Source organism: Streptomyces sp. NPDC049915 (assembly GCF_040656475.1).
Classification (GTDB): Bacteria; Actinomycetota; Actinomycetes; order Streptomycetales; family Streptomycetaceae; genus Streptomyces.
In genome coordinates this window covers 64895-84721 of record NZ_JBFAMH010000021.1, presented here as the reverse complement: position 1 = coordinate 84721, position 19827 = coordinate 64895, and the positions used below count along the sequence as shown (strand labels likewise).

23 protein-coding genes and 2 pseudogenes are annotated in these 19827 nt (G+C 70.1%); 19 read left to right on the top strand and 6 right to left on the bottom strand.

The window, feature by feature from the left end; all coding sequences use genetic code 11:
• Positions 1 to 44: 44 nt before the first annotated feature.
• Together AB0J12_RS29070 and AB0J12_RS29065 are read left to right on the top strand one after the other, a co-directional pair.
• Positions 45 to 668, top strand: a complete 624-nt coding sequence (locus AB0J12_RS29070) for a hypothetical protein (protein ID WP_363267466.1) — start codon at positions 45 to 47, stop codon at positions 666 to 668.
• A gap of 42 nt (positions 669 to 710) precedes the next feature.
• On the top strand, positions 711 to 2045 hold the full coding sequence (locus tag AB0J12_RS29065; RefSeq protein WP_363267465.1) for an Nramp family divalent metal transporter: 1335 nt from the start codon (positions 711 to 713) through the stop codon (positions 2043 to 2045).
• A gap of 16 nt (positions 2046 to 2061) precedes the next feature.
• Here AB0J12_RS29065 and AB0J12_RS29060 read toward each other — a convergent pair whose 3' ends face one another.
• The 3 genes and pseudogenes from AB0J12_RS29060 to AB0J12_RS29050 form a co-directional block, all read right to left on the bottom strand.
• Complete coding sequence (locus AB0J12_RS29060) at positions 2062 to 3333, bottom strand: hypothetical protein (RefSeq protein ID WP_363267464.1); 1272 nt, start codon at positions 3331 to 3333, stop codon at positions 2062 to 2064.
• A gap of 54 nt (positions 3334 to 3387) precedes the next feature.
• On the bottom strand, positions 3388 to 3894 hold the full coding sequence (locus AB0J12_RS29055; protein ID WP_363267463.1) for a SigE family RNA polymerase sigma factor: 507 nt from the start codon (positions 3892 to 3894) through the stop codon (positions 3388 to 3390).
• Positions 3895 to 3982: 88 nt separating this feature from the next.
• Positions 3983 to 4087: pseudogene (locus tag AB0J12_RS29050) on the bottom strand (MarR family transcriptional regulator); the annotation flags it as partial.
• A 4-nt stretch (positions 4088 to 4091) separates the two neighbouring features.
• Between AB0J12_RS29050 and AB0J12_RS29045 the strand changes: the two are divergent.
• Positions 4092 to 4613 (top strand): annotated as a pseudogene (locus AB0J12_RS29045) (IS5 family transposase); the annotation flags it as partial.
• 17 nt (positions 4614 to 4630) lie between these two features.
• Here the strand turns inward: AB0J12_RS29045 and AB0J12_RS29040 are convergent.
• Together AB0J12_RS29040 and AB0J12_RS29035 are read right to left on the bottom strand one after the other, a co-directional pair.
• A complete protein-coding gene (locus AB0J12_RS29040) occupies positions 4631 to 4975 on the bottom strand; it encodes a metalloregulator ArsR/SmtB family transcription factor (RefSeq protein ID WP_363267462.1) in 345 nt (114 codons plus the stop codon).
• Positions 4972 to 5430 carry an SRPBCC domain-containing protein gene (locus tag AB0J12_RS29035; RefSeq protein ID WP_363267461.1) on the bottom strand — a complete coding sequence of 153 codons (459 nt, stop codon included), beginning with the start codon at positions 5428 to 5430 and terminating at the stop codon, positions 4972 to 4974. Before AB0J12_RS29035 ends, AB0J12_RS29040 begins: the two co-directional genes overlap by 4 nt.
• A 510-nt stretch (positions 5431 to 5940) precedes the next feature.
• On the opposite strand from AB0J12_RS29035, the gene AB0J12_RS29030 reads away from it, so the two are divergent.
• The 4 genes from AB0J12_RS29030 to AB0J12_RS29015 all read left to right on the top strand — a co-directional run bounded on the left by AB0J12_RS29030 (position 5941) and on the right by AB0J12_RS29015 (position 7785).
• A complete protein-coding gene (locus AB0J12_RS29030; RefSeq protein ID WP_363267460.1) occupies positions 5941 to 6213 on the top strand; it encodes a DNA-binding protein in 273 nt (90 codons plus the stop codon).
• 133 nt (positions 6214 to 6346) lie between these two features.
• A complete protein-coding gene (locus AB0J12_RS29025) occupies positions 6347 to 7087 on the top strand; it encodes a contact-dependent growth inhibition system immunity protein (protein ID WP_363267459.1) in 741 nt (246 codons plus the stop codon).
• 241 nt (positions 7088 to 7328) lie between these two features.
• On the top strand, positions 7329 to 7484 hold the full coding sequence (locus AB0J12_RS29020) for a polymorphic toxin type 30 domain-containing protein (protein WP_363267520.1): 156 nt from the start codon (positions 7329 to 7331) through the stop codon (positions 7482 to 7484).
• Between the two features lies 1 nt (position 7485).
• Positions 7486 to 7785 carry a hypothetical protein gene (locus AB0J12_RS29015; protein WP_363267458.1) on the top strand — a complete coding sequence of 100 codons (300 nt, stop codon included), beginning with the start codon at positions 7486 to 7488 and terminating at the stop codon, positions 7783 to 7785.
• Positions 7786 to 8093: 308 nt separating this feature from the next.
• Here AB0J12_RS29015 and AB0J12_RS29010 read toward each other — a convergent pair whose 3' ends face one another.
• Positions 8094 to 9785, bottom strand: a complete 1692-nt coding sequence (locus tag AB0J12_RS29010) for a glycoside hydrolase family 18 protein (protein WP_363267457.1) — start codon at positions 9783 to 9785, stop codon at positions 8094 to 8096.
• A gap of 261 nt (positions 9786 to 10046) precedes the next feature.
• On the opposite strand from AB0J12_RS29010, the gene AB0J12_RS29005 reads away from it, so the two are divergent.
• The 12 genes from AB0J12_RS29005 to AB0J12_RS28950 all read left to right on the top strand — a co-directional run bounded on the left by AB0J12_RS29005 (position 10047) and on the right by AB0J12_RS28950 (position 19818).
• Positions 10047 to 10892, top strand: coding sequence for a hypothetical protein (locus AB0J12_RS29005; RefSeq protein ID WP_363267456.1), 846 nt, complete (start codon positions 10047 to 10049; stop codon positions 10890 to 10892).
• A 59-nt stretch (positions 10893 to 10951) separates the two neighbouring features.
• On the top strand, positions 10952 to 11656 hold the full coding sequence (cpaB, locus tag AB0J12_RS29000) for a Flp pilus assembly protein CpaB (RefSeq protein WP_363267455.1): 705 nt from the start codon (positions 10952 to 10954) through the stop codon (positions 11654 to 11656).
• 9 nt (positions 11657 to 11665) lie between these two features.
• Positions 11666 to 12904, top strand: coding sequence for an AAA family ATPase (locus tag AB0J12_RS28995; RefSeq protein ID WP_363267454.1), 1239 nt, complete (start codon positions 11666 to 11668; stop codon positions 12902 to 12904).
• Positions 12905 to 12948: 44 nt separating this feature from the next.
• Complete coding sequence (locus tag AB0J12_RS28990; RefSeq protein ID WP_363267519.1) at positions 12949 to 13278, top strand: pilus assembly protein; 330 nt, start codon at positions 12949 to 12951, stop codon at positions 13276 to 13278.
• Positions 13278 to 13649 (top strand): TadE/TadG family type IV pilus assembly protein, encoded by a 372-nt coding sequence (locus AB0J12_RS28985; protein WP_363267453.1) that lies wholly within the window; start codon positions 13278 to 13280, stop codon positions 13647 to 13649. Before AB0J12_RS28990 ends, AB0J12_RS28985 begins: the two co-directional genes overlap by 1 nt.
• 1 nt (position 13650) lies before the next feature.
• Positions 13651 to 14988 carry a CpaF family protein gene (locus AB0J12_RS28980; protein ID WP_363267452.1) on the top strand — a complete coding sequence of 446 codons (1338 nt, stop codon included), beginning with the start codon at positions 13651 to 13653 and terminating at the stop codon, positions 14986 to 14988.
• Between the two features lie 6 nt (positions 14989 to 14994).
• Positions 14995 to 15939 carry a type II secretion system F family protein gene (locus tag AB0J12_RS28975; RefSeq protein ID WP_363267451.1) on the top strand — a complete coding sequence of 315 codons (945 nt, stop codon included), beginning with the start codon at positions 14995 to 14997 and terminating at the stop codon, positions 15937 to 15939.
• A gap of 12 nt (positions 15940 to 15951) precedes the next feature.
• Positions 15952 to 16839, top strand: a complete 888-nt coding sequence (locus tag AB0J12_RS28970; RefSeq protein WP_363267450.1) for a DUF5936 domain-containing protein — start codon at positions 15952 to 15954, stop codon at positions 16837 to 16839.
• An 86-nt stretch (positions 16840 to 16925) separates the two neighbouring features.
• Positions 16926 to 18224 (top strand): histidine kinase, encoded by a 1299-nt coding sequence (locus AB0J12_RS28965; protein WP_363267449.1) that lies wholly within the window; start codon positions 16926 to 16928, stop codon positions 18222 to 18224.
• The gene (locus AB0J12_RS28960; protein ID WP_363267447.1) at positions 18224 to 18970 is read left to right on the top strand and encodes a response regulator transcription factor; all 747 of its coding nucleotides are present in this window, start codon (positions 18224 to 18226) and stop codon (positions 18968 to 18970) included. The genes AB0J12_RS28965 and AB0J12_RS28960 overlap by 1 nt, the downstream gene beginning before the upstream one ends.
• Before the next feature lie 87 nt (positions 18971 to 19057).
• Positions 19058 to 19231, top strand: coding sequence for a hypothetical protein (locus tag AB0J12_RS28955; protein WP_363267446.1), 174 nt, complete (start codon positions 19058 to 19060; stop codon positions 19229 to 19231).
• Positions 19232 to 19284: 53 nt separating this feature from the next.
• Positions 19285 to 19818 carry a pilus assembly protein TadG-related protein gene (locus tag AB0J12_RS28950; protein ID WP_363267445.1) on the top strand — a complete coding sequence of 178 codons (534 nt, stop codon included), beginning with the start codon at positions 19285 to 19287 and terminating at the stop codon, positions 19816 to 19818.
• Positions 19819 to 19827: the final 9 nt, after the last annotated feature.

The following is a 19827-nucleotide window of genomic DNA, read 5'->3' as shown; positions in this document are numbered from 1 at the left end:
GCTGACTGTGTGCGACACAGGATCGTCGACCATACTGCTCCGCTGTGGAGCAGCGCATAGGTGAGAGCAGCCGGCCCCTGAAGGCCGAGGCCCTGAAGGCCGAGCCCGTGACGGGCGCCGGGTTCGACCCGGCGTTCGTCCCCGGCCTCACGTCGCCGGTGTCCGACAACGCCGAAAAGGCACAGGACGCCGTGCCGGAGACGGCCGAGGAGACTCCGGAGCCCAAGGAGGTGACGCCTGCGGAGGACGTTTCCGAGGACGGGTCCGGTGACGTTTCCGGCGACGGTGCCGGTGACGCCTCCGGGGAGGACGACGCGCCCGCCGGCGGCCCCGTCTTCGAGGCCGCCGACCGGCGCGCGCGGATCGTCGCCGACCACCGGGGCGTACGCCTGTCCCTCGACGACCAGGCGTGCGAGTTCCGTTGGGACGAGATCGGCGCGGTGGAGACGGAGACGGCCCGCTTCGGCAAGCGGTTCACGGTCACCGTGTACACGCCCGAGCGCCGCTGGTACCCGATCGAGATCGAGGCCGGGTCCCGCGCCGACTTCGCGACATGGGAGGCGGAACTGGACGCGGTCCTCGACGCGTACTTCGAAGAGGACACGGAAGCCGAAGCCGAAGCGGAAGCCGAAGCGGAAACCGGGTCCGCGACGGACGGCGACGACTAGGCCCTCTTGCCGCCCCGCCGCCTTTGGGCTTTCTTTGCCCTCATGGCGGACACCACTGGACACCCCGCAGACACTCAGGTACCGGACCCCCCACTCCGCAAGGCGAGTTGGCGCCACATCGGCCCCGGCATCGTGGTCGCCGCCACCGGTGTCGGCGCCGGTGACCTGGTGGCCACGCTCATCGCCGGCAGCAACTTCGGCTACACCCTGCTGTGGGCGGCCGTGGTCGGCTGCCTGGTGAAGATCTCTCTCGCCGAGGCGGCCGGCCGCTGGCACCTGTCCACCGGCCGCACCCTCTTCGACGGCTGGGCGAGCCTCGGCCGCTGGACCGGATGGTTCTTCGGCGTCTACGCCGTCGTCTGGGGCTTCGTCTACGGCGCGGCGGCGATGTCGTCCAGCGCGCTGCCGCTGCAGGCGCTCTTCCCGCACGTGATGGACCTGACGTGGTGGGGCGTGGCCTGCGGCCTGGTCGGTCTCGTCTTCGTCTGGTTCAACCAGTACGCCGTCTTCGAGAAGGTCATGACGGTCCTGGTCGGCGTCATGTTCGTGGTGACGGTGTACCTGGCGATCCGCGTCACGCCCCATCTGGGGGACGCGGTGGCCGGACTCGTCCCCGTACTGCCCGACGAGAAGGACTCCGTCCTCAACACCCTCGGCCTGATCGGCGGCGTCGGCGGCACCATCACCCTCTCCGCGTACGGCTACTGGGTCAACGCCAAGGGCTGGACCGACACCGGCTGGATGAAGGTCATGCGGCTGGACAACCGCATCGCCTACGCCACCACCGGCATCTTCGTCATGGCGATGCTGTTCGTCGGCGCGGAGCTGCTGCACTCGGCGAACGTGGCCCTCGCGAGCGGCGACAAGGGCCTGATCCAGCTCGGCGACATCCTGGAGCAGGAGTACGGCCCTGCCACCGCGAAGTTCTTCCTGATCGGCTTCTTCGCCACCTCCTTCACCTCCCTCATCGGCGTCTGGCACGGCGTCAGCCTGATGTTCGCCGACTTCGTGGCCCGGCTGCGGGCCGGCCGTACACAGGCGGCGGGGGAGGAGGCGGTGACGGGCGAGGCGGTCGCCTCGGGGGCGCGGGAACGCTCCTGGCCGTTCCGCGCCTACCTCCTGTGGCTGACCTTCCCGCCCATCGTCCTGCTGTTCCAGGGCCAGCCCTTCCGCCTGGTCATCCTCTACGGCGTGCTGGGCGCGGCGTTCATGCCGTTCCTGGCGCTGACCCTGGTCTGGCTGCTGAACTCCGCCCGCACGCCCCGCCACTGGCGCAACGGCCCGCTCAGCAACGCGATGCTGGCCGTGGCGGGGCTGCTGTTCCTGGTCCTGTGCGTGAAGCAGGTCTGGGACCAGCCGTGGTCGGAGTTCTTCTAGCCCCGGTCCCGGGTCATCAGCGCCAGCGCGGGCTGAGGGCGATCTCCCTCAGCTGCCGGATGGTCAGCGCCGGAGTGGCACGGGTGGCAGCGTCGTGCTGCGAGCCGGAGTTGAAGGCGCTGATGACGACCCGGAAACCGTCCGTGCGCATGGTGTCGACGGTCCACATGACGACGCCCTCGCCGCCCTTCTCCCCGGGGCCCTGGTGCACGGCGACCTGCGTGCCGTCGGGCAGCGTCTCGTCCCCGGAGCCGAAGAGGTCGCCGCGCGCGTCGCCGAAGTTCGGCTGCACGTTGACCTGCACCAGGCTCCTGCCCTTGCCGTCGTCGAGGACGGCGTAGGCGAAGTCGCCGTCCTCACCGCTCTTGTCGACGACCTTCAGCTTCTTGGGAAGCAGGGAGAGCAGCTTGGTGCGGGCGTGCAGCTCGGCGCCCGGGTCCGTGGGGTCGGGGGAGGGGCGGTGGGGATCGCGCGGGAGGGAGTCGACGAGGGGCCGCCAGTCCTTCGCCGAGGCGAGCCGGGTCAACGCGGCCGGGTCCAGCGGAGGCTCGTCCCGGCTGACGGCCGCGTCCTTCTCGGCGGGCGCGTTCCACTCCATCACGGCGACGTGCTGACCGGTCGGCGTGATCAGGTCGGCGGTCCAGTTCTTGGTGTCCACACGCCGGTCGGGATACTCGTAGCCCTGGAGGATCCTGATCACCGAGCCGTCCGCGAGGTGGTTCGTCACGCAGGAGTCGTACGGGATGTAGACCTTGTCCGGGCACTGCACCGCCTGCCGCGCGTCCAGCCCGCCCGGCTCCACCTTGTTGAGGCTGACGGACAGGGCGGCGGCCCCCTTGCCGTCGTCGTAGACGACGGAGGCGACGGGGAACACCCCGGGCCCCTCCTCGGATCCGCGCCCTTCCTTCTTGCTGAACTTGCCCTGAGGCAGCAGCCGTTCGAGGGTCTGGAGCATCTGCTGCTTGGTGACGCCCGTGGCCGTCGCGCCCTTGGCCGGCTGCGGCTTGCTCGCGGCGGCGGACAGCTCCGGGGCCGCGGGGGAGTCCTGGCCCCACGGCACGAGGAGCACCCCGCCCACTCCGGCGAGCGCGACACCGGCCACGCCGCCGAGGACGGCGGCCCGGCGCCGCAGCCGCAGCCGCCGGCCCCGCCGCGCGCCGGCGGCGGTGAGGGCGTTCCGGTCGGTCTCGAAGGTGCCGCCGGTCTGGTGCAGGACGGCGGAGAGCCGGTCCTCGAAGGGGTCGTCGTGCGGATCGCTGTGCGGGTCGTTGTGCTGGTCGAGAGGCATGGCAGAACCACCGTTTCCGCGAGGTGGATGGATGAAGGGCGAGTCGGAGGGGGCTCAGGGCCGGGCGTACGCGCCGATGTCCTCGCCCAGCAGCTCCCGCAGCCGGGCCAGCGCCCGCACACACCGGGTCCGCACGGACGCCGAACTGGCACCCAGCACAACGGCGGTCTCCTGGATGGACCGGTCCTCCCAGTACCGCAGGACGACCACCGCCCGGTCCTTGGCGGGCAGCTGTGCGAGCGCGTCGAGCAGCGTCAGCCGCAACGGCGTGTCGCCCGCGGCGTACGGCGTCTCCGGCACCGCGGCGGTCACCCGTTCCCCGCTGCTGCGCCGCCGCTGATGGGCGAGGAAGGCCCGGGTGAGCACGGTCTGGGCGTAGGCGGCCGGGTTGTCGGCGCGACAGACGCGTCCCCAGCGGACGTAGATCCGCCCGAGTGTCTCCTGGACGAGGTCCTCGGCGAGGTGCGTGTCCCCGGCGGTGAACAGACACGCCGACCGGTACAGATGGCCGGCCCGCACCGCCGCGAACTCCGCGTAGTCCTCAGCGCGGGCCTGTCTCATCTGCTCCCCCTGGTCGTTGCGTCACTCATGGCGAGGCGGGTGCGTGCGCTGCCTCCACCTCATCGATGCGATGGGGAGCGGAAATGTTTCACCCCGTCCCGGGTTTGGTGTAAAGGACTTCGCGGGCCTGTTCCGCGGCGCGGGCGATGGCCTCGGAGACGAAGTCGACGAAACGGGCGATGTTCTCGAGACGCGCCCTGGACTTCTCCCGGGCGGCCGTCGACGGCTGGCACATCCGGGCGTTGAAGGGAGCCCCAAGACAGGACGAAGCCCTGTCGGCCGGGGCAGGACGGGCAATAAGCATCACCTGATCACCGATGCCACCGGCATCCCGCTCGCCGCCACCCTGACCGGCGGCAACCGCAACGACGTCACCCAGCTGATCCCGCTCCTCCAAACCGTGCCGCCCGTGCGGGGCAAGCGCGGCCGGCCCCGGCGCCGCCCGGACGTGGTGCTGGGCGACGGCGGCTACGACCATGACAAGTACCGCCGTCTGGTCCGGGACCTCGGCGTGAAGCCGCTGATCGCCCGCCGCGGCACCGAGCACGGCTCCGGCTGGCACCCGACGCTGGGTCGTGGAGCGTACGTTTGCCCATCTGCACGGGTTCCGCCGTCTGTGGGTGCGCTGGGAGACGCGCGACGACCTCCACGAAGCCTTCCTCACCCTGGGATGCGCACTGATCTGCTGGAGAAGACTCCGCACTGCGATGGGTCTTTGAGGCGGCGCTGCGGGAGTTCAGGGTCCAGTGGACTCCTCCGCCAGATCCTTGATCGCGCTGAGGCGGTGTTCCCACTGGGCGGCGAGGGTGTCCATCCACCGCGTTGTCCGCCTCAGTGGTTGCAGGTCGGCTTCGTAGCGGACCTCGCGTCCGGCCCGGTGGGCGCGTACCAGTCCGGCGCGGTCGAGGACGGACAGGTGTTTGGCCACCGCCTGGCGGGTGATGGGGAGGCTTGCCGCCAGGGATGTCGAGGTCGCGCCGCCTTCGCGGGCAAGGACGGCCAGGACCTCTCGGCGGGTCGGGTCGGCCAGGGCCATCAGGACGTCGTCGGGGGCCTGTTCGCCCTCGGTGGTGCGGGTCATGCCGTGGTCTGTTCGCAGTCCGCGCGCAGTTGGTCGAGCTTGCCGGGCCAGTTCTGGCTGTTGGCGCGGTGCCGGTCGGTGGCCTCGTCGGTGGGCAGCCTGAGGTGCGCGAAGCCGCTCTCGACCATGGTGAGCCGGGTGCCTCCTGTGGAGTCGTCTTCGGTCAGGGTGAACTCGACCAGGGTGGCGTTGGAGTCGTCCGGCTCCTCGTCTGCGGCGCCTTGAGACCACCGCCAGGACAGGACGCGCGGCGGCTCGACTGTCTGGATACGGGCGGGAATGACGCCGTGGACGCCGTGGTCGAAGACCAGGAGACCGCCGGGGCGCAGGTCGATCTTGACCGGCTCCCCATTGCCGAACCAACGGCCGAGGAAAGCAGGCTCGCTCAGCACGGACCAGACCCGTTCCCTGGAGGCGTTGATCAGGATGGCGCGTTCGATCGTGTTGTGGATCACTGCAACCTCATCTCATCCGGATGTGCTACCCAAAGGTTGCACATCAGAAAGCCCAGGCGCAACCGGTCGGTTGCGCATGAGGTAAGTGGCCGCTTGGGTCCCGTCAAGCGTCGAGCACCCGCTACTCATTCTGTTAGGAGTACTAAGTGAACGCCCCCGGCGCCGCAGCCGCTCTTTGCCCGTCCTTGGCCGTTCTCATACTCCGCTCATAATCGTCCTCCCTACCCTCGGAGGTTGGCATGCGTACAGAGTGAATTGCGGGGGCCGGGGGACATGTCGGATCTGGCTGTCAGGGGTTTCGCGGAAGTGCCCAGCGGTGCGAGAAGAGCCATCGGTCGCCGCGAAACATAGCCTGGCGTGCCCGCACCACCGGTGGGGCGTCACAGCTTGGGCGGCTGACAGTCAGGCGTACACCACTCCGATTCCGGGGGCAGAACCCTCTCTCCTTCATCGACCCGCTCGGCCTGTCACCCTGCACCAGGACAACGCGAAGTTTGTGGGGACCTTCTGATGGGTGACAACGACCTTGAGTCGAAAATTCGTGAACGCTTGCGCTCCCTCGCCTCGGGCACTGTAGCGCCTGACGAAAGCGCAGACTGGGCCCTCGAAGTCATGGAGTCGGACGTGCCGGAGCTGTGCGACGCAAGGATCTGGACCGCCCTGGACCGCCTTTCCGGCGCCGACCTCATGGTGGGTCCCGGCCAGTATCTTCACGGCACGGACGACTACGCGGAATGGCTTGCGGAATTCGATGCCGACGGCAGCAGGTGGCCGGGGAAGTAGCCGGCACAGTTCGACCCGGACGAGACGACACGTTCCCTGGCCGGGGCCGGGTGGGACCTGAGGCGTCAGCGGCCGCCTCTCATCAGGGTGGCCGAGTGGGCGGCACGGCCGCCGGTGGAATAGCGTGCCGCTGATGTCGTACGTCCATGACCTCCTCGCGAACCCGGATGCCCTCCACCGCCTTTACGGAAAGGTCCCGGATCTGAGCGCCGGCCTCCGTGTCCGTTCGGTGAACCGGAGCCCCTACGGCCCGACGCTGACCCTGCGGGTCGATCTGCCGGGCTTCCCGGCCCGCCCGCCGCAGGAATGGATGGACGCGGGGGCCGACACGGTGCAGTGCCACCTGGCGTTCCTGGCCGTGGAGAACGTCACGCTGTCCGCCTGGACTCCCCCCGCCCTCGGCCGACTCACAGCAGTACCCAGCGTGCCCAGAGGCGTCACGAGAGGATCCATGACGATGACCCGGTCCATCGACCGCACCAAGTCGCTCGAGCAATTGGACGGTGAGCGCTGGGGCGACCCGCCCACCGATGCGACGTCGCTGGTCAGGACCGTCCATGAGTGGCGCCGACGCCCGATCGGCACGCTGGAACCTCATGAGTTGGCGCGTCTGATCGGCCAGAACGTCGGCTTGCCCTGGCTCTTGCCACTGGCTCTGGACATTCTTGGCCGCGAGGCGGAGGAACAGGCTGCCGGGGGCTTCCTCGACGGTGACTTGCTCTACGCGGTCGTCACCAGAGGCTCCGACGTGTGGGACCAGCATCCTGATCTCGCCCGCGAACTGAAGTCACTCCTGCCCTTGCTGAAGGATGTGTCGCGGTACGTGAAGTCGGAGATCGACGTGTTCCTCGCATCGATCCCGGACGGCATGTGAACGAACGCAGCCGCCTTGTTGAAGAACGTCGCTGCCCCGTCGTCACGGGCAGGGGCAGCAGATCAGCGGCAGGTTCAGCGCAGCGTCGGTATCGGGGCTGAGCAAGGGGGCGCACCCCGCTCGGACCACGTGGAGTCGCCAGGGGCGGCCCCCGCCGCGAGGGCCTTGGCGGAGGCAGCCGGGGGAGTAGCCGGCACAATTCGACCCGGACGACACGTTCCCTGGCCGGGCCGGGTGGGACCTGAGGCGCAGCGGCCCGCCTCACGGAACGGCTCCACCTGGTTCGGACGCGGCCAACGGGGACGTCTATCGGATCTCCATCGGCGGCAGGTATCAAGACGACGCGGGCAACCTCTGTCACAGGCAGATGCACAATCCGAAAGGCCCCAATCAATAAGGTGACGGATGAGGGTTCTCGAATGAAGGCAGAATCGCTGCTCGACCTTGTTCGCATGGTCTCGCATGCAGACGCGAGACGTCGAGAGGAGGGCGCCGAGAAGGCTACCGACTGGGTTTCCTCCTACTCGGAGTGCGAAGCTGCCGCGCTTGCAGCCGTGCTTTCACTGGCGGCCGCCTGTGAAGAGGATGAGGGAACTCTGGAAGCGCAACTGCATGCCCTTCTCGAGATCGCCTCGACCGGCCATGTGACGACGGCTCATCTGGAGCATCTGCGTCAGGTGAAGCAGGAGGAATTCTAGGATGAAATCCAGGGATATTTCACGGATCTTCTGCAGGGGTGAGGCGCATGTGCTCGGGAGGCAGCGACAGTTCACTCACGCCCCACGTTCCTGACCTCCTGATAAATCCGCCGCCCTGGCAGGGGGGCGGATGCCGGACACCGACTTCTGTGACCTCGCGGCACTGCGGCGAGAGTCCTGTGAGGCCGGAGCCGCCCGCCCCGCTTTTCCTCGACGGTGACTTGCTTTAAGGCGGCATTCAGCAGGGGGCGGGCTGCCCTGCCCCCGTCACCGCGGGCAGGGCATGGCTTCGGGTCACGCGTCACGCGTCACGGCAGCGCGTGCACATGCGCCCCCACCGCCGACGACCACGCGTTCCCCGCGGCCGCGTCCCAGTTGGTCGACCAGGTCATCGCACCCCGCAGGTCGGGGTACGTCTTCGACGGTTTGAAGGTGCCGCAGTTGGTCAGCTTCGTCAGGCAGTCCAGGGCGTTGTCCACCACGCTGGGGGAGACGTAGCCGCTGCCCGACGCGCGGGTGGAGGCCGGGAGGCCGAGGCCCACCTGGGACGGCGACAGGCCGCCCTCGAGCTGGATGCAGGCCAGGGCGGTGAGGAAGTCGACCGTGCCCTGGCTGTAGACCTTGCCGTCGCAGCCGAGCATCGAACCGCTGTTGTAGTACTGCATGTTGACGACCGTGAGGATGTCCTTCACGTTCAGCGCCGTCTGGAAGTAGCCGGCGGACGTGGACTGCATGTCGATCGTCTGCGGGGCCATGGTGAGGATCAGGGACGGGCCCCCCTTCGCCGCGAGCGCCCGCAGCGCCTGCGTCATGTACGTCGGGTTCAGCCCGCTCTCCAGATCGATGTCGACGCCGTCGAAGCCGTACGTCTGCATCAGCGCGTACACGGAGTTGGCGAAGTTCGTCGCGGACGCCGAGTCACTGATGGACACCGTGCCGTTCTGGCCGCCCACCGAGACGATGACCTTCTTGCCGGCGGCCTGCTTGGCCCGGATGTCCGCCTTGAACTGGTCGACGGTGTAGCCACCCAGGCCCGCCGAGTCCAGCGTGAAGCTCACGGCGCCCGGCGTGGTCGTCGCGTCCGCGAAGGCGACGGCGATGATGTCGTACGCCGACGGCACGTCCGACAGCTTCTGCACCGTCGCGCCGTTGTTGAAGTTCTGCCAGTAGCCCGTCACCGTGTGCTTCGGCAGCCCCGTACCGCCACCGCCACCGGTGCCGGCGGTCGTCGCCGGCACGGCCGCCGACCTCGCCGACTCACCGGCCGCGTTGGACGCCGTGACCTGGAAGGAGTACGACGTGGCGGCCGCGAGCCCGGAGACCGTGGCCGACGTGCCCGTCACCGACGCCGCTTTCGCGCCGTCGCGGTAGACGGTGTACCCCGTCGCGCCCGGCACCGCGTTCCAGGAGAGGGAGACGGAGGAGGACGTCGTACCGGAGACGGCCAGGCCCGCCGGGGCGGCGGGGACGGTCGGGGCCGGGTCGGTGCCTCCGCCGCCGTCGGGGCCGTACACCTGCACGTCGTCGGCGTAGTACGCCGCCTGGCCGTACCAGCCGTGCAGGTACAGCGTCACCGACGTCGTGGACGCGCCCGTGGTGAAGCTCGTCGTCAGCTGCTTCCAGGAAGCGGAGTCCGGCGTCCACGTCGAGACGTCGCTCGTGCCCGTGCCCGTCACGCCCAGGTAGGCGTACCCGCCCTGGACCCACGCGCTCAGGGAGTACGTCGAGTTGGGCTTGACGGCGACGGTCTGGGCGCACCGGGCGTTGTCCTGCCCGGCGGGCGTGGCCTTCAACGCGGCCGCACCGCCGTGCACGGGCGAGGAGACGGTCGCCCCGCTGCCGGCGGAACAACTCCAGTTGCCCAGACCGGACTCGAAGCCGGCGTTCCGGGCGTTGTTGACGTCCGCTGCGGACGCCTGGCCCGCACCGGCGAGGGTGAGAGCGAGGGCGGCGGTGACGGCACCGGACCAGAGCCGGGCCGATCGGTTGTGTGGGGACATGGGCACAAGTTGGTCCAGACCAATATGACTGTCAAGAGGTCCAGACCAAATCGGTGACCTGTGGGGCTGATCGCGCAACCTGCCCCGTTTTGGCGTGACTTGTCAGACGGCAAATCCTTCTCAGCTCCACAAACGCTGTTCTCCGCTCACAGACGCGTGGTTACAGTGCTCACGTAGTCACGCAGTGAAGTCACGCCGGTGGACTCACGTGACCGGTGGGACCGGCCGGTGTGGAGCGGGGACGTGAGGGGGGAGCTGCACGTGCCAACTGCCGTCGCCGTGACCAGTGCCGAACTGGCCCTGCCGGCGCAGGACGAGCGGACCCTGCCCGCCGCCGTCCTGCCGGACCTCGACCGGCAACCGCTGGAGCAGGCGGTTCTCAGCCTGCACGCCCTCGTCGAACAGTACGGACATGTCGTCGTCGTGTACTCACGCGGCGCCCCGGCCGGTGTCGAGCAGCGGCTGCACACCGTCCGCTCCCTGCTGGAGAGCGACCGGATCGCGCTCTTCCGGCCCGATCTGCCGCCCCTCGCCGTCGCCGTCCTCGCCCGCCAGCTTCGCCAGCTCGCCTCCTGCGATCTGTCTCCCGGCGTCCTCGCCTCGGCCGGGAGGCTGCTCACCCACTACCTCCACGCCGGCGCCCTGCTCGGCTCCGTCGCCCGCCTCGACCGCGTCCCCGTCGACCTCAAGGCGCACGCCCGGTCCTGGCTGCCGGGCAGTCAGTTCGCCGTCCTCGCCCACCCCGAGCCGCAGCTGGTCCGGCTGGGACCCGAGGCCGCCCTGAAGGGCCCGGAGTTCGCGACGCGGCTGGTGCACGCCAAGGGGCAGCTCACCTCCGACTGGGTCACCGGCACCCTCGCCCCCGCCTGGAACGTTCAGGGCCTGCACGAGGCGCCGCTGCCCACCGAGTCCGCCGCCTGGTGGGGCACCGGCAAGCTCGTCGAGTTCTGCTCCTACCTGTCCGATCTGCCGGTGCTGTACCAGCTCGTCACCTCCGTACGGCAGAGCACCTGCCACTGGTGCGGTATCCGCGTCATCGGTGACCGCTGCGTCTTCTGCTCCGCCGCACCGCCGCCCGCCCACGACCTCCCGGTCCCCGCGGGCTGAGCCCGTCCGACCGCCCCCGCCACCCCCCTCGCCCACCATCCGATGAGGTTGCACGGTCCATGAACTCCCGTCAGCGCCGCGGCGTCATCCTCCTGCTCCTGTCGGTCCTGTGCGCGCTCGGCGCGTTCGCCGGCGTCCTGTCCGTCGTGGACGACGTGAAGTCCAAGGTCGGGCCCGAGGTCACGGCGTACGAGGTCAAGAGCGACGTGGCGCCCTACACCGAGCTCAGCCCCGGCCAGTTCAAACAGGTGAAGATGCCCGAACGGTGGCTGTCGGACACCGCCGTCACCGACCTGGCCGCCCTGCGCGGCAAGATCGCCGTCACCACTCTGCGGGCGGGCTCCCTGCTGCAGCGCGACATGATCGTCGACCAGCCGGCCCTGCGGCCCGGGCAGCAGGAGGTCGCCATCATGATCGACGCGGCCACCGGGGTCGCCGGCCAGATCACCCCCGGCGCGTCCGTCAACGTCTACGCCACCTTCGAAGGACAGAAGCAGGGCGACCCGGACCAGTCCCGGGTCATCGTCACCGGCGCCAAGGTCCTCAACGTCGGCAGGCTCACCGCCCTCGAACCCGACGCCGACCGGCGCACCCGCACCACCGAGGCCGTCCCCATCACCTTCGCGCTCTCGGCGCTCGACGCCCAGCGCATCACCTACGCCGAGTCGTTCGCCAAACGGGTCCGACTCGCCCTGGTGGCCCCGGGCGGTGACGCGAGCGTGCCTCCGCAGGCCCGGACGTACGAACTCGCCAAGGACAAGTGAGAGGCCCGCATGCCCACGAGGATCCTCCCCGCGGTCGGCGACACCGACGCCGTCCGGTCCCTGACGACCCTGCTCAGCCAGCTGCCCGACACCGAACCCGCCGCCCCGGTCGCCGACTCCACCCAGCTCGTCGACGCCCTCGCCCGCCTCGCCGGCGAGTCCGTCGACGAACTGCCCGAAGTCGTCGTCGTCCACGAGCGCATCGGGCCCGTTCCCGCCCTGGAACTCATCCGCGAAGTCGCCCTGCGCTTTCCGTCGGTCGGCGTCATCCTCGTCACCACCGACGCCAGCCCCGTCCTCTTCTCCGCCGCCATGGACGCCGGCGCCCGCGGCCTGCTCGCCCTGCCCCTGTCGTACGAGGAACTCGCCGGCCGGGTTCAGACCGTCGCCCAGTGGTCGGTGGGCGTCCGGCGCCACCTCGGGCACGGCGGTGACGTCTTCACCGGCTCCGGTGGCACCGTCGTCACCGTCAGCGGCGCCAAGGGCGGAGTCGGCACCACCGTCACCGCCGTCCATCTCGCTCTCGCCGCGCAGGCCGCGGGGCGCACCACCGCCCTCGTCGACCTCGACCTGCAGACCGGCGACATCGCCTCCTACCTCGACGTGCAGTTCCGCCGCTCGGTCGTCGACCTCGCCGCCATCACCGACATCACCCCGCGCGTCCTCGCCGACGCCGTCTTCAACCACGACACCGGACTGGCCCTGCTGCTCGCCCCGGCCGAGGGCGAACGCGCCGAGGACGTCACCGACCGCGCAGCCCGCCACCTCGTCAGCGCCCTGCGCTCCCGCTACGACATCGTCGTCGTCGACTGCGGCGCCCAGCTGTCCGGCGCCGGGGCGACGGCCGTGGAGATGGCCGACTCGGCCCTGCTGGTCACCACCCCGGACGTGGTCGCCGTCCGCGGCGCCAAGCGGGCCGTACGCCTGTGGGACCGGCTTCAGATCCGCAAGGCCGAGGAGACCACCGTCGTCGTCAACCGGCACACCCGCAGTACGGAGATCCAGCCCGCCCTCATCCAGAAGATCACCGGCACCGCCCTCGCGGCCACCGTGATCCCGGCCCACTTCAAGGAACTCCAGGCCGTCGTCGACGCCGGCCGGCTGCACCAGCTGGAGAGCAAGTCGGCCGTGAAACAGGCCCTGTGGACCCTCGCCGGCGAACTCGGCCTCGTCCGCCCCGCCGAGGGCGGCCACCGGGCCGGCGGGCGCGGCGCGCTGGTGCTGCGCAGACGGAGGGAGGGCGGGTGAAGCGCTGGAAGGACGGGGGACAGGTCACCGTCGAGTTCCTCGGCATGACCCCACTGATCATCATCACCCTGGTCGTGCTGTGGCAGTGCGTCCTCGTCGGCTACACGTTCACCCTCGCCGGCAACGCGGCCGACGAGGCGGTACGGGCAGGCACGGCAGCCGACCCGGGAACTCGCGACGCGGCCTGTCAACAGGCCGGCACGGACAAGCTGTCGGGCCCCTGGCGGGGCGCCGCGGACGTCGGCTGCGTGACGGCGGACGGCTATGTGAAGGCCCACGTCCGTCTGGAAGTGCCCATCCTCTTCCCGGGCGTGATCGGCTTCCCGTTCCCGGTCCACGGCTCGGCGGGCGCAGTGGAGGAGGCGAAGGACTGATGCACTGCGAGCGCGCACACCGGTTCCGCGACCGCGGACAGGTGGCCATCGAGTACCTCGGCTTCCTGCCGGTGCTCCTCCTCGTCGCCCTTGCCGGCATCCAGCTGGGCCTGGTCGCCTATGCCGCCCAGCAGGCCGGTACGGCGGCGCGGGCGGGGGCACGCAGCGCCTCCCTGGACGACGACTACCAGCAGGCGTGCCGGGACGCCGTCAGCGACGCCTTGGCCGGCGGCACCACCTGCGACAAGGCCGACCTGGGTGAGGCCGTCCAGGTCACCGCCTCCGTCCACATCCCGAACCTGGTCTGGGACTTCGGCAACGCCACGCGCACCGCGACCATGCCGCTCGACCACCGACCGAGGAGCACCTGAGATGAGTCTGCGGGCACGCGTCACCTCCCCCGAGGAGCACCGCGGCCGCGGCGAGGACGGCCACTTGGTCGCCTCCTACCGTGCCAAGCTGCTGGAGGAGATCGACCTCGCGGAGATGGGGGCCCTGGCCGCCGCCGACCGCCGGGCCCGCCTCGAACGCGTCCTCGGCCACATCATCAGTCGAGAGGGCCCCGTCCTGTCCACGGTCGAACGCTCCCAGCTGATCCGCCGCGTGGTCGACGAGGCGCTCGGCCTCGGCATCCTGGAACCCCTCCTCGAGGACGCCTCGATCACCGAGATCATGGTCAACGGGCCCGACGCGATCTTCGTCGAGCGGGCCGGCCGCGTCGAACAGCTCCCGCTCCGCTTCGCCAGCGCCGATCAGCTGATGCAGACCATCGAGCGGATCGTCTCCACGGTCAACCGCCGCGTCGACGAGTCGAACCCGATGGTCGACGCCCGCCTTCCGTCCGGCGAACGCGTCAACGTCATCATCCCGCCGCTGTCCCTGACCGGCCCCACCCTCACCATCCGCCGCTTCCCGCGCTCCTTCACCCTGCACGAGCTGGTCGGCTTCGACTCCCTCGACGAGCACATGGTGTTCCTGCTCGCCGGCCTGGTGCAGGCCCGCTTCAACATCATCGTCTCCGGCGCCACCGGCACCGGAAAGACGACCCTGCTCAACGCACTGTCCGGGCTGATCCCCGAGGGCGAACGCATCATCACCATCGAGGACTCCGCCGAACTCCAGCTCCAGCAGTCCCACGTGATCCGCCTGGAGTCCCGCCCGCCCAACGTCGAGGGCAAGGGCCGTATCACCATCCGCGACCTGGTCCGCAACTCGCTGCGCATGCGGCCCGACCGGATCGTCGTCGGCGAGGTCCGCGGCGGCGAGTCCCTCGACATGCTCCAGGCCATGTCCACCGGCCATGACGGCTCCCTGGCCACCGTGCACGCCAACAGCGCCGAAGACGCCCTCACCCGGTTGCAGACCCTCGCGTCCATGTCCGACGTGGAGATCCCCTTCGTGGCCCTGCACGACCAGATCAACAGCGCCGTCGACGTCATCGTCCAGCTCACCCGCTTCCCGGACGGCGCCCGCCGCATCACCGAGATCGCCCTGCTCGACAGCCATGGCGGCGAGCCGTACCGCCTGGCCACCGCCGCCCGCTTCCAGGCCCAGCCGATGACCGGGGACGGCCGCGTATACGGCACCTTCCAGTACTTCCCGCTGCCGCGCCGCACCGCAGACCGCCTCTACATGGCCGGCCAGCCCATCCCCCAGGCCTACGGCGTCGCCCACAGCGCCGAACAACTGGCCACCCGAGAGGCGAGGTAGGCCGCCATGCACCTGCACACTCTGATCATCCTGACCACCGGCGTCACCCTGCTGACCTGCGTGCTGGCCGTCGTCGGCGGCCACCTCTACGCCCGCGGCAGGGCCCAGCGCGCGGCCCTCGTCGAGCGCCTGACGCACACCGGCCCGCTCCCCGTCACAGGCCGTACCCGCCACTTCCGCGACCTGGACCGCCGCTTGCGCCGCACCCGACTCGGCCGGAGGCTGGAGCTGCGCCTGGCCGCCACGGGACTGGATGTGACCCCGGGCGAGTTCACGGCGGCGATGCTGGCCACCGTGACCGGCCTGTGGCTGCTCGGCCAGGCGACCCTGGCCCCCTTCTTCGGCCCCATCGCCGGCCTGCTCGGCGTCTGGGCGGCCGTGCAGTTCCTCACCTGGCAGCGCCAGAAACGCATCGAGAAGTTCATCAACCAACTCCCCGAACTCGCCCGCATCCTGGCCAACGCCACCCAGGCCGGCCTCGCCCTGCGCACCGCGATCGGCATGGCGGCGGAAGAGCTGGAGGCACCGGCCGGCGAGGAACTGTCCAAGGTCGCAGACCAGTTGGCGGTCGGAGTGCCGTTGGAGGATGCCCTGGGCGAGCTGGCGGACCGCCTCCCCTCCCGCGAACTGGTCGTCCTGGTGACCACCCTGGTCCTGTCGAACCGGGCGGGCGGCCAGGTCGTCGGCGCACTGCGCAACCTCACCGAGACGCTGGAGGAACGCAAGGAGACCCGGCGGGAGATCCGCACCCAGCTCTCCCAGGTCAACATGACGTCGTACGCCGTCCCGGTCATGGGCATCGGCTCCCTGTTCCTGATGAACGGCGTCAAGGACGGCGCCCTGGACCGCATGACGGGTTCATCCGTCGGCCAGGCCTGCGTGATCATCGCGTTCGTGCTGTACGCGATCGGCTTCGTCCTCATCCGCCGTATGTCCCGGATCGACGTCTGAGGAGGCACTGGCATGGCACTCGGACTGGCAATGCTGATGGCGCTGAGCGTGGCGGGCATCTTCACCGGGATCCGCATGTACCGGGCGGAGGCGAAACTCCCCGGGGACCTCGCCCTCGCCCTGGAGGTCGGCTCGACCCGCACCGGCGCGGTCGACTCCCTCATCGACCGCATGGGCATGCGGTACGCCCCTGCCGTACTGCGCCTGATGGGTCCCCGGCTGGTCGCCCGCTACCGCCGCAAGATCGACCTGGCCGGCAACCCGGGCGGCCTCACCCTGGACCGCTACGCGGCGCGCAGAGCGGTCTACGGCTTCCTGGGCGCCGTCGGCTTTCTGGTCTTCCTCCTGCGCGGCCAGTATCTGATCGCCCTGCTGCTGCTGGCCTTCGGCGCCTTCTGGACGGAGGTCGGCATCTGGGCGGCGATCCGCGTCCGCAAGGACGTCATCGAACGCACCCTGCCGGACTTCCTCGACGTCCTCGCCGTCGTCGTCAGCGCCGGTCTGGGCTTCCGCCAGGCCCTGGACCGGGTGGCGTCCCGCTACGAGGGCCCCTGGGCCGACGAGATCCGCATCACCCTGCGCCAGATGGACCTCGGCATGAGCCGCCGCGAGGCCTTCGCGGAACTGCGCCGCCGCAACGACTCCGAGCAGGTCGCCATGTTCGTCACCGCCCTGCAGCAGGGTGAGGAACTGGGCGCACCGATCGTCGACACGCTGGTCTCCATCGCCAAGGACATGCGCCGCACGGACGCACAGAACGCGCGGCGCAAGGCGGCCCGGGCGGTGCCGAAGGCCACGCTGATGATCACGACGTTCATGGTCCCGGCGACGATGCTGCTCCTCGGAGCGGGTCTGCTGCTGGGCTCGGGCACGGACTTCGGATCGATCACGGGGGAGTAGAGGGGAGGGGTGGGCAGATGGCACTGACGGAGAACAGGCCACGGCACGGGCGACTGCCATGGCCGCCGAACGGCGGGAGAGCCGCTGTGAACGTCCGGAAAGCCACCGACGGCGAGCAGCCCGCACCGGGGGCGCCCGCCGAAGGCCGCGTGCCCACCCACGAACCCGCACCCGCACCGGAACGCAACGCCCTGCAAGCCCTGTGCCGCCAGGTGTTCGGGTTCCGCCTGGCCATGATCGCGCTCGCCACCCCCGCCGCCCTCCTCAACGCCGCCCCCGGCTGGGGCACCCGCCTGGTCGGCGCGGCCGTCGTCGTCACCTTCATGGCCTCCTACGCCCTCTTCCGCGACTGGGAACGCTTCGGCCCCCTCCTCCTGCGGCACCCCACACTCCTCGCCGTCGACACCCTCTTCGGCTCACTCCTGCTGATCTCCGCCGGCCCAGACACCACGCTCGCCTACGTCAGCGTCTGCACCCCCCTGCTCGCCGGCATCGTCTACAGCTGGCGCGGAGCAGCCTGTTTCGCCAGCCTCCAGTCCCTGATCCTGCTCCTGGTCCACGCGACGGCCCACGACCTGCACGCCAACCCCGCCGAGGCGCTCCTCTTGCCCGGCCTGTGCGTGGTGACCGGAGCCCTCGGCTCCACCCTGCGCAACCTCCTCCTGGGCTTCGGCGCCGCGACACAGGCCCTCACGCAGGCCCGCTCCCGGCTCGCCGCGCGCGAGGCCACCGACGCGGAACGGGCTCGTCTCGCCCGCGAGATGCACGACTCGGTGGCCAAGACGCTGCACGGCGTCGCGCTGGCGGCGGACGGTCTCGCGGCCTCGGCGAGCCGGCCGTGCACGGACCCGGTGGTGATCGCACACCAGGCGGACCTGATCGCCCGCGCCGCCCGCCGGGCCGCCACGGAGGCCCGCGCCCTGCTGACGGACCTGCGCCGAGGCGAGGCCGCGGACGCGGACCTGCTCACCGAACTTGCGCTGCGCACAAGTGACTTCACGAGCCGCACGGGTATCCCGGTGGAATACCGAGCCACCCCGCCGCTCCTGCCGCAGCCCCTGCCGCCCGCGACGACGCACCACCTCCTGAAGATCTGCGACGAGGCCCTGGAGAACGCCCACCGCCACGCGAGCCCCGGCCTGATCGAGGTCCGCACGGACCTCCACGACGACCACCTCCGCATGACGATCAGCGACGACGGACCCGGCCTCCCTGTGGGCGCGGCCCTCGAACACCTCCGCGGCGCCGGCCACTTCGGCCTCCTGGGCATGGCCGAACGCGCCACCTCCATCGGCGCACGCCTCGACATCGGCTGTGGCGAGAGGGCCTGGGGTACCAGCATCAGCGTGGAGGTTCCCCTGCGCCCGACGACCGGAGACGTCTGATGCCACCCCCCGAGACAGCCGTCCTGCGCGTCCTGGTCGCGGACGACAATCCGGTCGTACGCGCGGGCCTGACGGCACTCCTGACCAGCCACGAGGACATCACGGTCGTGGCGCAGGCGTCCGAGGGCCGTGAGGCCCAGGAGGCGGCCCACCGGCACCGCCCCGATGTGATCCTCCTGGACGTCCACATGCCCGGCGTCGACGGCCTGACCGCCCTCCCGTATCTGGCCCCGCTAGCGCCGGTCCTCATGCTCACCTACAGCGGTGATGCGGAGACCACGCTGGAGGCACTGCGCAGGGGAGCGGCGGGGTACCTGGTGCACGGCGAGTTCACGGTGGACCAGCTCCTGACGGCGGTACGGGACGCGAGCAGGGGCCGCCCGCACACGTCTCCGACGGCGACGGAGGCGTTGCTCGGACACCTGCGGAGTGACGGGAGTGCGACTGCACACGGCAACGCGGCGAAACTGACGCAGAATCGCGGCGTTTACTCCTCGTCCTCTTCACAACTGCAACATGATGTGGGACATTCGACGCCGTTGGGTGCTCAACTCAGCGCGCGGGAAGCGGAGATCATGGACCTCATCGCCACGGGCCTGACGAACCAGCAGATCGCTGCGGCCTGTTTCATCAGCGAGAAGACGGTCAAGAACCACATCAACCGCATCTTCGCCAAGCTCCACAGCACCAGCCGCGCGGAGGCGACGGCCAAGTGGCTGGGCACGGCCCCCCGGGAGTGCAGGTGAACGCCTGGGCCCGCATTTGGGCCCAGGGACCCTCCAAGCGCGGCGGCGGGGCGCTCTACGGTGCCGGGGCCGACAGAGGGGAGCACCATGAGCAACTGGATCACCCGCATCGCCCGCAACGACAGGGGCCAGACGGCGGTGGAGTATCTGGGCATCATCGCGGTCGTGGTCGCCATCGTGTTGGCGATCACGGGCACGGACATCGGGCAGACGATCTACGACGCCATCGTGAGCAAGGTGGACGAGGTCATCGGCGGCTGACGCTCTGCAGAGCCCGGGACGCAGGGCAGGCCTTCCCCATCTACATCACCGTGGTGGCAGGCCTGCTCTTTCTCGCGCTCGCCTACTTGGCTGTCGGCCAGGCCGGAGCCAACAGGAACGGTGCGCAGACGGCGGCCGACGCCGCTGCTCTGGCGGCAGCTCAGGACACTCGGGACCAGCTTGCCGCCCGTTGGGTCGCGGACATACGCGATCCGGACAAGTGGCAGAGCATCTTCGACGGCGACGTAGCGGTAGATTCCTCGTGCCCGCTTGCCGATCAACTTGCAGCACGGAACGACGCACACGTCGAGCGCTGTGCTGCGACCGGGCCACTGGGGTACGAGGTCGAGGTGAAGGCGGACAACCCGGTCGGGGACTCCATCGTGCCCGGCACGGAAAGCAGGCATGCGATCGCGTCGGCACGGGCGGTGATTGAACCCCTGTGCGGCTCCAAGCTTCCTGGCAAGCACGCCGACGATGTACTGCCGCTGCTCACCTGCAAGGACGGGGACTGGCAGCTCGACCCGCAGGACCCCAAGAGCCTTCCGGAACCGCAGGACTTGTTCGACGTCCACCTGGCCGAATGATCACCGAAC